This is a genomic window from Cognaticolwellia beringensis, from assembly GCF_002076895.1.
In the GTDB taxonomy this organism is placed as follows: Bacteria; Pseudomonadota; Gammaproteobacteria; order Enterobacterales; family Alteromonadaceae; genus Cognaticolwellia; species Cognaticolwellia beringensis.
On sequence record NZ_CP020465.1, the window covers coordinates 1,172,696 to 1,187,455 of the forward strand.

Sequence of the window (14,760 nt, forward strand, 5' to 3'; positions counted from 1 at the left end):
GCCATATAATGAAATTTAGTGAATCTTGGTTACGTGAGTGGGTAAACCCTGCTATATCTTCAGATGAATTAGCACATCAAATTACCATGGCTGGCCTTGAAGTTGACGCCGTAGAACCTGTTGCAGGTGAATTTACCGGTGTATTGATTGGTGAAGTAGTTGAATGTGGTCCTCATCCTGATGCGGATAAATTACAAGTAACAAAAATTAATTTAGGACCTGATTACAATGACGGCGAGCTTGCCGATATTGTTTGTGGTGCTAAAAATTGTCGTTTAGGTTTAAAAGTTGCTGTCGCTACTGTCGGTGCTGTTTTACCCGGTGACTTTAAAATTAAGAAAGCGAAACTTCGTGGCGTTCCATCGCATGGCATGCTGTGTAGTGAGTCAGAAATCGGTTTATCTGAAAGTGCTGACGGCATCATGGAATTAGCAAGTGACGCGCCAATTGGTATGTGTGTGCGTGAATATCTTGATCTTAACGATGTAACTATCGACGTTGACCTAACGGCGAACCGTGGCGATTGCCTTGGATTAAAAGGTCTTGCACGTGAAGTTGGTGTGTTAAATAACTTAAGCGTTACTGAGCCTGAAATTACAGTGGTTACACCCACTATTGACGATACTGTTAGCATTTCCTTATCAGCTGAAAAAGCTTGTCCGCGTTACTTAGGTCGGGTGATTAAAAATATTAATATTGCTGCCCAAACGCCTTTATGGATGGTAGAAAAGCTACGCCGTTGTGGTACACGCTCAATTGATCCTGTGGTTGACGTGACTAACTATGTGTTGCTAGAGCAAGGCCATCCAATGCATGCCTTTGACTTATCAGCAATAGAAGGCGGAATTAACGTACGTTTCGCTAATGAAGCTGAACAACTGACGTTACTCGATGGTAATGAAGTGACATTATCAACACAAACCTTAGTGATTGCTGATAAGGAAAAAGCATTGGCTATGGCCGGTATATTTGGCGGTTTGGCATCAGGTGTTACTAGCGAATCAAAAGATATTTTCTTAGAAAGCGCTTTCTTTGCTCCTTTAGCTATCTTAGGCAAAGCCCGTCAATATGGGTTACATACGGACGCATCGCATCGTTATGAGCGTGGTATTGACCCACAACTACAACGTGACGCAATGGAACGTGCGACACAATTACTACTTGAAATTGTTGGCGGTGAAGCCGGTCCAATCGTTGAAGCGGTATCTGAAGAAAATATTCCGGCTGAGCGAACTGTTACCTTACGTCGTGCAAAACTCGATGGTCGTATTGGACATCATATTAAAGATACAACCGTTGCTGAAATATTAACGCGCTTAGGCTTTAATGTTACAGAAACTGGCGCAGACCAAGCTAAAGTTTGGACTGTTGTTGTGCCTGCGTACCGTTTTGATATCAGCATTGAGGTTGATTTAATTGAAGAGGTTGCTCGAATTTTTGGTTACAACAATATTCCTAATGTTTCGCCAAAAGCGACATTAGCAATGCGTGAGCAAAAAGAAGCACAATTACCGTTAAGCAAATTACGTAATGTTTTAGTTAACCGTGGCTATCAAGAAGCTATAACTTACAGTTTTGTTGATCCAAAAGTACAAGCGCAATTGCATCCTGGCCAAGCCACCATGACCTTACCGCATCCAATTTCGTCTGAAATGTCAGAAATGCGCGTCAGTTTATGGACGGGGTTATTACAATCTGTTGCTTATAATCAAAATCGACAACAGAATCGCGTACGCCTATTTGAAACAGGTTTGCGTTTTATCCCTGATGAAAGTGTAGAAAATGGTGTTCGCCAAGATAATATGATCGCCGGTGTTTTGAGTGGTCAACGTAGTGAAGAACATTGGGACATCGAAAAAGCGGCAAGCGATTTTTATGACATTAAATCTGATGTAGAGGCACTACTTGGTTTAACAAATAACGAAAGTGATTTTGTGTTTTCTAAGGCTGAAATTGACGCTTTACACCCAGGTCAAACAGCTGCAATTCACAAAAATGGTGTGCTAGTTGGACATGTTGGAGCCTTACATCCTGAATTAGAACGAAAATTAGGCCTTAATGGTCGCACATTAGTTTTCGAGCTTTTATTGACTGAAATTTGTACACAAAATATCCCGCAAGCACGCGACATATCTCGCTTTCCGGCGAATAGACGTGATATAGCTGTAGTGGTAGAAGAACAAATTAGTGCAAATAAAGTACTACAACTTATTGAAAAGGTTGGCGGAAATTATTTAGTTGATCTAAACTTGTTCGATGTATACCAAGGTAGTGGTATCGAAAGTGGTTTTAAAAGCTTAGCAATAGCACTGACATTGCAAGATAATAATAAAACCCTAGAAGAAAAGGATATCACTGACGTAGTTAACCGAGTGGTTGATACATTAAAAACTGAACTAAATGCATCCTTGAGGGATTAAATAATGGCGCTAACAAAAGCAGAAGTAGCAGAACATTTATTTGAAAAAGTTGGGCTAAGTAAGCGCGACGCTAAAGATATGGTTGAAGTGTTTTTCGAGGAAGTTCGGGAAACTTTAGAAGCTGGTGAACAAGTTAAATTGTCTGGCTTTGGTAACTTTGATCTTCGCGTGAAAAGCGAACGTCCAGGACGTAATCCTAAAACGGGTGAAGATATTCCAATTTCAGCACGTAAAGTGGTGACATTTCGTCCAGGTCAAAAACTTAAAAGTCGCGTTGAAGACGGTAATAGCGAATAAGTTAGCCAGCGAACATTTCAGTGTTAAGATATAAAAAATGATATAAAAAAGGTTGCTTCGGCAACCTTTTTTATTGCTAAGATTTAAGGTTTACTTTCAATAACCATATCTTTTTTATCTTTTTTTGTTTTGAAAGGGCGCTTAACAGTGAAAATTGTTAACTCCTTCAACAGCAGTGCACCAATGGCAAGTGTACCACCAGTAGCAATAGCGTTTAATTCAAGCGGTATCGCCATGGCGAAATGCTCCGCAGTGCCGGTAGCAATTTGTTTATCTAAATGCCAAATTAATTGATAAACACTGTCTAGGTAATCAGTTTGGTTTATTTGCGCTAAATGATTTGCTAAGTAATCAACACGAAATGACAAACGTTCAATCAGCTCACCTGTATTGATAATAGACGATTCACTATTGTCTTTATAACGAGTGATCATGGCGGTAAGGCTGCCATCAAAGTGTTGCTGAGCGATTACCTCAAATTGACCTAATTGCGATGTGGCTTCTGCTAGATGGCCGGCGAGGCGCTGCTGATATTGCTGCATAAATTCAGGCAACTGCACGCCTAATATAAAAGTAACCGTGAAAAAACAACGATCAATAACATTGTTCATTAACGCAAACATAATTGCTAGTTACCTTGTGAATAGAGTAGCATCACGTTAGCACAACTACTGGAAAACTTCATCGCCAATAATACCAACTTCATTAATTAGTCGGTCTACTTTTTGCGGTTCAAAACGGTAAAATATAACGGGGGATTTAAATAATTTCATTACAATATGATCCTGCATTATCGAGTAAATAGTATTGATGTAAAGGTATTGATGTAAAGGTATTGATGTAAAAGTAATGATGCAATAAATCATGCCGTAGTTGGACTTTTAACTAGTAAAGTTTCCACAAGCTATACACTTAGTCTGAAGCTGTTGTATAAATTGTTATAACTCGCAATCATAACTTTTAAAGATAATTTTAATAGATAATTTTTCAGAACTCGTAAAGTATCGATGTTAATATACTTCCCAATATAACAATGACAATTTAAGCGGAAATAACCAGCTATTATGCGCAGATCTTCCCACCAGAGTGAACATGAAGTAACGACCTTTAATTGGCGTGTTGTTAAACTTTTGTTGCCATACTTATTCGAATTTAAAACACGAATATTTTTTGCATTAGCGTGTTTAGTACTGACAAAAATTGCCAGCGTTTATTTACCTTTTATACTGAAAGACATTGTTGATGTATTAGATACACAAAAAGAGAATCGAGTATATTTAGTGCCATTTGCACTGGTTGGTGCTTATGGGTTAGTTCGACTCACCATTGTTATATTTGCTGAAATTCGTGATACCTTATTTGGTCGTGTTACTGAGCGAGCGATTCGTAGAATTGGCTTAAAAGTTTTTCAGCACTTACATAAATTGGATTTAGACTTTCATTTAAATCGCCAAACGGGCGGTTTATCACGAGATATTGATCGCGGTACCTCAGGCATTAATTTTTTGATGCGCTTTATGATTTTTAATATCATCCCAACCTTAATAGAAATTATTATGGTAGTAGGAATTTTATTTTTTAATTACGGCATTTGGTTTGCGTTAATTACGCTTTCATCAATCGTGTTGTATGTTGGTTATTCTGTTTATGCTACTGATTGGCGCACACGCTTTATACGCGAGGCGAATAAGGCTGACTCGTCAAGTAATACCCGAGCTATCGACAGTTTACTTAATTATGAAACAGTAAAGTACTTTACCAACGAAGAATTTGAGGCAAAAGCTTACGATAGCCAATTGGCGACTTGGGAGCAGGCAAAAATGAAGAATCGTTTATCTTTATTTGCTTTAAATGGCGGCCAGGCGCTTATAATATCGTGTTCGATGACGGCAATGTTAGCCTTGGCAGCATATCAAGTTACCTATGAAAAAATGACCTTAGGCGACTTTGTACTGATAAACGCTTTTATGATGCAGCTTTTTATTCCGTTGAACTTCTTAGGCTTTGTTTACCGTGAAATTAAAGGTTCACTGGCTAACATCGAACATATGTTTGACTTGATGTTAAAGAAACCAAAAGTTGAAGACAGTGAAGATGCTGCTGTTTTGACCTTAACTCAGGCTGAAATTAAATTTGAAAGTGTATCGTTCGCATACAACGTAAAACGTCCCATCATCCAAAATATCTCATTTACCATCAAACCCGGGCAAAAGGTTGCGGTGGTTGGAGAAAGCGGCTCAGGAAAATCGACCTTAGTTAAGTTGTTATTTAGGTTTTACGATTGCGACAGTGGCCGAATAACCGTAGATGGGCAAAACATTCGTGAAGTTACACAGCACTCGTTACGAAAAAATATAGGTATTGTGCCGCAAGACACGGTGTTGTTTAACGATAGCCTTTTTGCCAATGTTAATTATGGTGCACCTGAAGCTAATGTCGAAATGGTTAACAACGCGTTTAAACTTGCGCATTTATCAGATTTTATTACCCGATTACCCGAAGGTGTACAAACGATTGTTGGAGAGCGTGGTTTAAAGCTCTCAGGTGGTGAAAAACAGCGGGTTGCTATTGCTCGCACTATTTTGAAAAATCCGCGAATTTTAGTGTTTGATGAAGCAACGTCTTCACTTGATAGCCAGTCAGAGCAAGCGATTTTAAGTGCAATTAAAGAAGTAGCTCAGCATAGAACCAGTTTAGTGATTGCGCACCGTTTATCGACCATAGTCGACGCCGATAATATTATTGTTATGCAACAAGGTGAAATTATTGAGCAGGGCACACACCAAGGCTTATTAGCTGAAAAAGGCCACTACTATAAAATGTGGCAACTGCAACAAAGTGATAACAGTTGATAGCATTCAACATAAATACCCGCAGTGAATTAGAACAAATATTGAGTAAATGGTTATGACCGCAATACATGAAATTGAACAAACCAAGCAATGGCTAGAGCAAGTTATTATTGGGCTAAATTTTTGTCCGTTCGCAAAAAAAGAGTTTGTTAATCAAACTATTCATTATCATGCCAGTGATAAAGGACAGTTAAAGTCAGCGTTAGTTGAATTTTTAGAGCAATGTCATTACTTGCAAGAAAAGCCTGAAATCGAAACCAGTTTGCTCATTTATAATCAGGGCTTTCGCGACTTTAATCGTTTTTTAGATTTGGTCGATGATGCCAATGCACTTATTGTGGAATATGGTTTTGAAGGCATATTTCAAATAGCTACTTTCCACCCTGAATATTGCTTTGCTGACGCTGATTATGATGATGCGGGTAATTTTACCAACCGTTCTCCCTATCCTACTTTGCATTTAATTCGTGAACAAAGCATGGAAAGAGTGTTAAGTGTATATAAAAACCCTGAAGCTATTCCTGAAAATAATATCGCTTTGGCGGAAAAAAAAGGCGCTAACTATTTTCAAACCTTATTGAAGCAGATTAAAAACACCCCTTAGTTCCTCATAAAGTTAATAACTTCTCTCTGCTTATTCACACACCGCTTTGAATTACGATATACTGGCAGCAATTCAGATAAAATAAGCGTTGATGATACGCTTACTCATTAGGTATATTTTTGTGGAAAAACTTCCTGTTGTAAAAGTTGGTGGTAGTGTTGAAGAAGCAGTGAAAGGCGAGTACTCGCTTGATGTGGCTGCTATATTGAAAGAAGCATGGCAAATTACGTTAAAGTCACGCATGGCGATTAATTTGGGACTATTAACCTGTTTAATCATTGGAATGGTAGTTTCAATGTTAGTGAGTAGCCAATTAGGTGGAATTGAAGTCGCAATACAAGACCAACAATCGGCTACTTTACTTAATATTATTGTTACCTTGGTCGTTTATCCATTTATTGTGGGTGTTGAAATGATGGGGATTTTTCACTCTGTAGGTTTAAAAACTCGCCCTAAATTGATTTTTGCTTTTTTAAAGCGTGGTAGCTGGGTTGCGGTTAGTGCGTTACTGACTTCTACTTTAGTGACAATAGGTTTAACGTTATTTTATTTACCTGGAATATTTTTAGCCGTAGCCTTGTCATTAGTCTTACCTTTAGTGGTAGAGAAGAAAATGTCACCGATAAAAGCAATTTCTGTGAGCATTCAAGCTACGCGTTTTCAATGGTTTAAAATCTTCTCAATTTATCTGATATTGGCTCTGGCGGTATTGATATCAGCTTTACCTGTAGCTGCTGCAGGAGCTTCAGAACTTGGTTTTATTGCTATCGCATTTTTTCTTTTTTGTTTAGCCTATTTAGCGCCGTTATTTTATAACGTTAAGGGCATTCTTTACCGTGAAATATTTGGTTTACAGATGCAAACATCTGCAGATCAAAGCAGCACAATAAGTGACACTTTTTCTGCCTAATGGCTAATACTTTGCAGAATATGCACAGTGGATCATACTTAACAAAATTGCATAAGGAGTTATTAGTTTGACAAAAATTAATCAGCAAAATTTTTTAGGACTGATATGTCTAACTTTGCTAGGATTGGGCTTAATTGCACCTTTTACTTTTTTAAAGTTAGAGCAAGCCACTCAGCCTGTCGAACAACCAGTGGTGAAAAAAACGCCTAAAAAAGTCATTAAAATTGCTGAAAAACCATTACATGATGTTAATTTACCTGACTTTGCAAAAATTCGAGATGTAAAAGAGAAAAAACGTCGCTTTTTTTCATTTATAAAGCCAGCGGTATACGCAGAAAATAAAAAAATATTGGCGTCGCGTGCACAGGTTGAGCGTTTAATTGAGCAATTAACCCTAGAGCAACCTTTTAGCGCAGAAGATGACGCCATCGTGGCTAGCCTTATCACTAAATATAAAGTCAGTAAAAAATTCTCTCTTTTAAAACAGTTATATGAGCTACAACTTAAAATTGATGTCATTCCACCTGCACTTGTTTTAGTACAAGCAGCGAATGAATCTGCGTGGGGCACTTCTCGTTTCGCTCGAATTGGTTTGAATTTTTTTGGAGTTTGGTGTTATAGCGAAGGTTGTGGCATGGTGCCTGGCAGTCGTAATACCGGCGCGAAGCATGAAGTAGCGGCTTATAGCTCGCTAAGGGAAGGCGTTGGGCGATATTTACATAATATTAATACCCATAGTGCTTATAAAGTTTTTAGACTTATTCGTAGTCAGTTACGTGAACAAGACCAGCCATTAGCACCAGAAATTCTTGCTACAGGTTTAACGGCATACTCTGAACGCGGTGCTGACTATGTGCTAGAACTTACTGAGATGATCCGACATAATCGACAATACTTCGCTATAAATACAAAGTAGTTATGATTTTGGGAATAGCGGGGGGTTCTAGTAACCTGATCTTTATTAAACAACGTTAGTTATACGCTCAAGTCATAAACTAACGTTGTTTAACTGTCTTATAAATGTACTTTTACCATCGCACTAACGGTATTTTCATTATCTAAGCCATTAATACCAAATTTGTTATGCCAATATGAATACTCAATACCGACTTCAAAAAACTTAGGCTTACCAAAATATTTGCCAACATCTAAGCGAATTTGTGGATTAAAGTGGAAGTCAGCACTATGATCGTCGGCCGCTGATGACCAATCTATATAGCCATCAATAATAATGTCATGGTTGCCCATCGCAATAGGATAGCCCCATGTAAGTGTTAGTTGATAGTCATTATCTGTATCGTCATTATCAGCCAAGTAAACATTACTGTTCAGGTAACTAAAGCCTTGAACATCCCATGATGCACCAACACCCAATAAGTAATTATTAAAGCCAAAACCAAAATTATTGCTATTACCAGTGTCATGTTCGTACATGCCTGCAAGGTATAGATCAGAAATAGCACCAAACGTTAATTTCTCTCCCGTTAAATAACCTAAGCTAAGACGAGCAGATAATTCTCCGTAGGTTTCTTCATAATGACCGTTATTCTGGTCTTGACTTGCGGTGATGCGATCAACGAAAAAGAATACGTCTCCCCAGTTATGTCCTGAGGCGTGTTCAAACGTTATAACATTAATATTGTCATTTTCTAAAAGCTGAAAATCGTTAACATTCTTTAAATAGCTAATGGAGTTGTCACTCCAAAGTGTTTCAGCACTGGCAGCATTTGCTAAGGCTAAACTTGTAAAAATTATAGATTTACAGATTGTTGAGGTGATTGACATTGGTTATTTTCCCGATGAGTTAATATGATAATAAAGATAGTTAAGTGAATACTTCTACCGTTAAAAAGAAGGTAAATTTTGATCAATTTTTGATGAAATATTCATGGCTAAAAATGCTGCAGCAAAAATAATTTCGCGGTTTACGTTGATATTATGTTGTTGCAGCTGAAATAATTTCTAATGTGTTTTACGCGGTTTAAATAAATACCCCGTAAGTAAGCCGCGTTGACTTATATTATTTCTTTAACTTGTAAAAAATCAGCACTATTGAGCTTAAGAGGATTAACTTCCGGTGCCGCTTGGCTGAAGGTTTCTTGATCAAAAGCGGTATCGCCACCAGCAATAATCCCTGAACTTGAGTTGATGTTTTTAAAGTCAAAAAGTTCGCTGTCACATAAATGCGAAGGCACAACATTTTTAATCGCCGTAAACATAGACTCAATACGCCCAGGATAGTTTTTGTCCCAATCTTGTAACATAGCCTTAATGTTTTGACGTTGTAAGTTAGGCTGCGAACCACATAAGTTACAAGGAATAATAGGAAATTGCTTTAGCGCAGCATATTGAATGAGTTCTTGTTCTTTACAAAATGCTAAGGGACGAATAACCACGTGTTCGCCGTTATCAGAGACAAGCTTTGCTGGCATTGATTTGAGCTTGCCACCATAAAACATATTAAGCATTAATGTTTCAACCATATCGTCACGATGATGACCTAAGGCAACTTTAGTGGCACCTAACGCTTTAGCAGCTTTGTAGAGCAATGCTCGGCGTAAACGTGAGCATAAGCTGCAAGTGGTTTTTCCTTCAGGAATTTTCTCTTTAACGATGGCATAAGTGTCTTCTTCAACGATTTGGTATGCAACGCCAATTGATTCAAGGTAATTCGGTAATATATGTTCTGGAAAACCGGGTTGCTTTTGATCAAGGTTAACGGCAATTAAGTCAAAGTGAATAGGCGCAGATTCTTTCAAACGCATTAATATTTCAAGCATGGCATAACTGTCCTTGCCACCAGAAACACACACCATAATTTTATCGCCGTCTTCAATCATATTGTATTGAGCAATTGCTTGGCCAACATGACGTCGTAAGCGTTTTTCAAGCTTTTCTAACTGTGTGTTTTGGCTTGGAGACAAGGCCGATTTTAAAACTGCGCTCATAATATATTCCTAGTAAATATTCGCGCGTAGTATAGCCGAAGTAACTTAATGAACAAAGTTGAACTTTAATAATATATTTAACTCATTAATAGGTAATTGAAAATAGACTTTGAAGGGGGTTTTAACAAATTGTATAGTTTACTTGAATGATAATATTGTAACTAGGGCGCTCCTCATGATGGTTTTAACTTAATTTTGGAATATCAGAAAGTTACATGTATGATGATTTAATGCACTCTTAATTGTAGGGGGTGTGGATTGAACGTTATAATAAAAATAATTATTCCCTTCGTGAAAATGAATTACCTATATTATATATTGGATATACATGATTAAAACTAGCTCTCGTAAAATACTTGTTTTGTCTATATCAGTAACGTTGCTCATCATGACAATTGTTTACTATTCGTTCTACACCGGACGAAATATAGTAGAGCGTTTTACACCTTTAGTCGATGCAGTTAAAGAAGTTAAGCTTGAAGCGACCATTGCACATTTGTGGTTTGAAGAAGCTATTAGTGGCGATCGAACGCTTAATATAGATGACATATGGGCTCACCTTGACCAAGCAGAGTGGTATGCTCGGGCAATGCTTGATGGTGGCACTAACGAAGAAGGCACTATTCTTGCCTTAAACGACCCCAGTTTACGGCTCAAAATTGACGCAACCATTGACGGTATACATCATTTTCGTCAAATTGCAGAAAAACGATGGGCATCTCAGATATCGTCTGGTATTGGATCAAATCTAGACCAAGAATTTGATCAGTCCTTTTTAGAATTTAGTCTTTCTGCTGATGATGTTGAAACCGTCTTACAAAAGATAATATCTGATGACTTAGAAGCGTTTAAATTTACCCAACGACTATTACTTATCCTCATCTTTATATTAGGGACTACCATCGGGGGAGTGTTAATAAGCAACAATATTAAGCACATCAGGAATATAAACGCACTAAAACTGAGCCAAGAAGATGTTCGCCTATCTCAAATTCAACTTCTCAATATAATTAATGGCGCAAAGTTGGGGTATTGGGATTGGTATTATAAAACTGGTGTTCATAAGGTTAATGATGAATGGTTGTCAATGTTAGGACTCTCACAAGATGATATTACCCATAGCATTAGTGACTGGGAAAAGCTTATTCACCCAGACGATAAAGAGATAACACAAAATACGGTACAAACTCATATTCAGTCTGGAACCAATTATGTAGCAGAATTTAGAATGAAGCATGCTGATGGCCGGTGGATATGGATTCAAGGTTCAGGCTCCGTTGTAGAGTACGACAAAGATACCAATGAGCCTCTTCGGCTTTGTGGGACACACCAAGATATTACCGAGCGTAAACAATCAGTAGAAAAACTAGAACGTATTGCCCATTTCGATGTGCTGACAAACTTACCCAATCGTGTATTACTGGCTGACAGATTATCTCAAGCTATGTTGCAATGCAGTCGTCATAAGAAATCACTCGCTGTAGTATTTCTTGATTTAGATGGCTTTAAAGCAGTGAATGATGCCTATGGGCACAATATGGGAGATAAATTACTGATTGCACTATCACATAGTATGAAAGGCGCATTACGTGAAGGTGACAGCTTAGCGCGTATTGGCGGAGATGAATTTGTGGCGGTATTAACAGATTTAACCACAGATAATGAATGTCAGCCGATATTAGAGCGGTTGTTATCGGCTGCATCTGAGCCTGTTACTATCGGTGATAAGGTTTTAAATGTCTCGGCGAGCATTGGTTTCACCATATACCCGCAAGACAATGTAGATACCGATCAACTCATACGTCATGCTGACCAAGCCATGTATGTAGCAAAAGAATCTGGTAAGAATCGTTATCACTTGTTTGATACGGCGCAAGATGATGCTGTAAAAGTGCAACTGGAAAGCCTAGAGGCAATTCGAGGTGCGCTAGATAATCAACAATTTGTGCTTTATTATCAGCCTAAGGTGAATATGAAGACAGGGACGGTAACAGGGGTTGAGGCGTTAATTCGTTGGCAGCATCCAGAACGAGGACTATTAAATCCGATAGAGTTCTTGCCCGCGATTGAAAATAGTCCCATGAATATTGAGATGGGTGAATGGGTTATTGATACTGCATTAAAACAAATTGGCAAATGGCAGGCAATGGGGCTTATTTTTCCTGATTGTACCAGCGTAAATATTTCCGCAGTACAACTACAACAGCCTAACTTTACCAACCGATTAATGGCACTGCTAGCTGCACATCCTGATGTTGAACCCCGCTATTTAGAGCTAGAGGTTTTAGAAACAAGTGCTTTAGATGATGTACATAACGTCTCAAAAATTATGGATAACTGCATCGCGCTGGGTGTAAAATTTGCTCTTGATGATTTTGGCACTGGCTATTCCTCACTCACTTATCTTAGGCGTTTACCCGCAAACTTAATTAAGATAGATCAGAGCTTTGTCAGAGACATGTTACATGACGCGGATGATCTCGCTATCGTTGAAGGTGTAATAGCGCTAGCTAGATCGTTCAAACGTAACGTGATTGCTGAAGGGGTTGAAACGATTGAACATGGTACCACTTTATTGCAACTGGGTTGTGAATTGGCGCAAGGTTATGGCATCGCAAGACCTATGCCTGCCAGTGATATTCCTGCATGGATTAGTGAATGGAAACCTGATGCAAACTGGTAGATGAATAATTGATAACTAATTAATACTGAGAATAAGAGATATTGAGCTTGATGTGAAACTGTAGCGAACGAAATTAAGCGTCACCAAAATGGATGATTTTCTCATTCGGTGACGCGCAGCCTATTATTAAGGCAGCCTACATATCTTATTTAACATCAAGGGGGGAAACGTAACCATCTGGCTTTAACGCTAATACATCACAATTGAGCCTATCGATAACATGCTCTGCGGTATTGCCAATTAATGCTGCTGATAACCCCGTGCGACCAATAGTGCCAAGAATAACTAATTCGGCATCTAATTCGGCCGCTATGCTTTGAATAATATCTTCAGGTAAGCCCTCTTTAATATGAGTGAACTCCTCAGTAATGTTAAAGGCGGTTGCATGCTCAAGCATCGTTTTCTTATGATGCTTTAACATGGCGAGGTTATAATCGCTGGCATTAAATTCTGGAATTTCTATCGCAATATTTACCGGTGTTCCAGGGAAAGAATTGACGAGGTGGAGGTTTGCTTTCATGACCTTAGCGAGCTGTTTTGCTTCTGCGGTAATTTTATCGTTAAGCGCTTTATGCTCTTCCTCTTCGCTGCCAATGTTTAACGCGGCAATAATGTTGCCATTTTCAGGCCATAAATGTTCTTTCACGAGTAAAACAGGGCAAGGACATTTTCTCAAAATATGCCAATCAGTAGGGGTAAATATTACTGATTTAAATTTGTCGTGTTGATGTGTGCCCTTTATAACAATGTCGTATCCGTTATCGATAACTTTGGCAATAATTTGCTCGAAAGGGCGATTATGCCATATAACCTGACAATCAATTGTAATGCCCGTTAAGTCAAGTTCAGCAAGTAAAGATTCCAACCATTGAGTGCGATCATTGATAACAGATTTGCACATAGCTTCACGCTCTTCACCTGACAGCATAGTGGTCATTTCATAAGAAAAATCATATATGGTTAAAAATGCTGTAATGCTAGCACCTGTTTTACGTGCTAATTCTATTGCACGATTTACCGCTTTTTGATCTTCTGTTGTTGGGTCAACAATAGCGAGTATTTTTTGATACTTTTCCATAGCTAATTCCTTTGTCAATTGCCTGCTGGTTACCAAACTGAGAAATAAAATAATCTGTTTGATACTATAACAATAGCTTACTTTGAAACAATAATAGTTGTTTTAAATCAAATTATTATTGTTTTTTTTTAATCATTTCACGCTAAGCATAGCGTGAAATAGCAGAATAAGAAAGCTTAGAGAAATCGCTGAAAAATAACGGAAAAACATAGGTTTAAAGTGCGGCGCACAGGTTTAATTTGTTGATATCTAGAATGGTAATGAGTTTACCATCAACGGTAATTAAACCATTTTTATGAAAGCGATTAAGCAAGCGACTTATTGTTTCAACCGTCAAACCAATATAATTACCAATATCACTACGTGTCATCGATAATCGAAATTCAGACGCGGATAAACCACGGGCATGATATCGAATACTTAAGGTACTGATAAAGGTTGCTAAGCGTTGCTCTGCATTTTTACGGTTGAGTAATGTTAGCATTTCATGATCTTCACGAATTTCAGTGCTCATCATACGCAAAATCTGCTTTTTTAACTTTGGCATGCTATTAGATAAATTATCGAGTGTATTATAAGGGATCTCACAAACCATCGAGGTCTCTAACGCTTTAGCAAAGCTAGGATGTTCAGCATTAGCAATAGCATCAAAGCCAAGTAAATCACCCGCTAAATGAAAACCGGTAATTTGCTCTTCGCCTTGTTTATTAATGGTATAGGTTTTAAAGGTGCCAGATCTAATAGCGTAAAGCGCTTTCATGGGTTGACCGTCGTTAAATATTTGCTCACCTTTTTGGATCGGGAGCTTGCGGTCAATAATGTTATCTAAGGTTTCTAGCTCATGATCATTAAGAGAAAATGGTAAACACAATTCACTGATACTACAGTTTTGGCAGTGAATATGTTGCTGATCTACACACGATTTATTATTCATAATAACCTATAAAAACTTCCATGAAGATCACCAT

General features: G+C 38.1%; 12 protein-coding genes. 7 read left to right on the forward strand and 5 right to left on the reverse strand.

Annotated elements, in window-relative coordinates; translation table 11 throughout:
• The first annotated feature begins 8 nt into the window (after positions 1-8).
• Positions 9-2,420: a phenylalanine--tRNA ligase subunit beta gene (pheT, locus tag B5D82_RS04950; protein ID WP_081149675.1), complete on the forward strand. Its 2,412-nt coding sequence runs from the start codon at positions 9-11 to the stop codon at positions 2,418-2,420.
• 3 nt (positions 2,421-2,423) lie between these two features.
• On the forward strand, positions 2,424-2,717 hold the full coding sequence (locus tag B5D82_RS04955) for an integration host factor subunit alpha (protein WP_081149676.1): 294 nt from the start codon (positions 2,424-2,426) through the stop codon (positions 2,715-2,717).
• A gap of 83 nt (positions 2,718-2,800) precedes the next feature.
• On the opposite strand, the gene B5D82_RS04960 is transcribed toward B5D82_RS04955, so the two are convergent.
• Positions 2,801-3,340, reverse strand: a complete 540-nt coding sequence (locus B5D82_RS04960; RefSeq protein ID WP_081149678.1) for a DUF2937 family protein — start codon at positions 3,338-3,340, stop codon at positions 2,801-2,803.
• Between the two features lie 441 nt (positions 3,341-3,781).
• Between B5D82_RS04960 and B5D82_RS04965 the strand changes: the two genes are divergently transcribed.
• The 4 genes from B5D82_RS04965 (at position 3,782) to B5D82_RS04980 (ending at position 7,999) form a co-directional block, all read left to right on the forward strand.
• Positions 3,782-5,569, forward strand: a complete 1,788-nt coding sequence (locus B5D82_RS04965) for an ABCB family ABC transporter ATP-binding protein/permease (protein WP_081149679.1) — start codon at positions 3,782-3,784, stop codon at positions 5,567-5,569.
• 55 nt (positions 5,570-5,624) lie between these two features.
• Positions 5,625-6,173, forward strand: a complete 549-nt coding sequence (locus B5D82_RS04970) for a DUF1415 domain-containing protein (RefSeq protein WP_081154325.1) — start codon at positions 5,625-5,627, stop codon at positions 6,171-6,173.
• Positions 6,174-6,294: 121 nt separating this feature from the next.
• On the forward strand, positions 6,295-7,083 hold the full coding sequence (locus B5D82_RS04975) for a hypothetical protein (RefSeq protein ID WP_094122764.1): 789 nt from the start codon (positions 6,295-6,297) through the stop codon (positions 7,081-7,083).
• A 67-nt stretch (positions 7,084-7,150) separates the two neighbouring features.
• Positions 7,151-7,999, forward strand: coding sequence for a glucosaminidase domain-containing protein (locus B5D82_RS04980; RefSeq protein WP_245807560.1), 849 nt, complete (start codon positions 7,151-7,153; stop codon positions 7,997-7,999).
• Positions 8,000-8,097: 98 nt separating this feature from the next.
• Here the strand turns inward: B5D82_RS04980 and B5D82_RS04985 are convergent, their stop codons facing one another.
• Positions 8,098-8,868: an outer membrane protein OmpK gene (locus tag B5D82_RS04985; protein WP_081149682.1), complete on the reverse strand. Its 771-nt coding sequence runs from the start codon at positions 8,866-8,868 to the stop codon at positions 8,098-8,100.
• Positions 8,869-9,098: 230 nt separating this feature from the next.
• Positions 9,099-10,031: a tRNA 2-thiocytidine(32) synthetase TtcA gene (ttcA, locus tag B5D82_RS04990; protein WP_081149684.1), complete on the reverse strand. Its 933-nt coding sequence runs from the start codon at positions 10,029-10,031 to the stop codon at positions 9,099-9,101.
• Between the two features lie 328 nt (positions 10,032-10,359).
• On the opposite strand from ttcA, the gene B5D82_RS04995 reads away from it, so the two are divergent.
• Positions 10,360-12,714: a sensor domain-containing protein gene (locus B5D82_RS04995; protein ID WP_094122765.1), complete on the forward strand. Its 2,355-nt coding sequence runs from the start codon at positions 10,360-10,362 to the stop codon at positions 12,712-12,714.
• Positions 12,715-12,859: 145 nt separating this feature from the next.
• On the opposite strand, the gene uspE is transcribed toward B5D82_RS04995, so the two are convergent.
• A complete protein-coding gene (gene uspE, locus B5D82_RS05000) occupies positions 12,860-13,792 on the reverse strand; it encodes a universal stress protein UspE (protein ID WP_081149685.1) in 933 nt (310 codons plus the stop codon).
• 214 nt (positions 13,793-14,006) lie between these two features.
• Positions 14,007-14,726: a fumarate/nitrate reduction transcriptional regulator Fnr gene (gene fnr, locus B5D82_RS05005; protein WP_081149687.1), complete on the reverse strand. Its 720-nt coding sequence runs from the start codon at positions 14,724-14,726 to the stop codon at positions 14,007-14,009.
• Positions 14,727-14,760 lie beyond the last annotated feature (34 nt).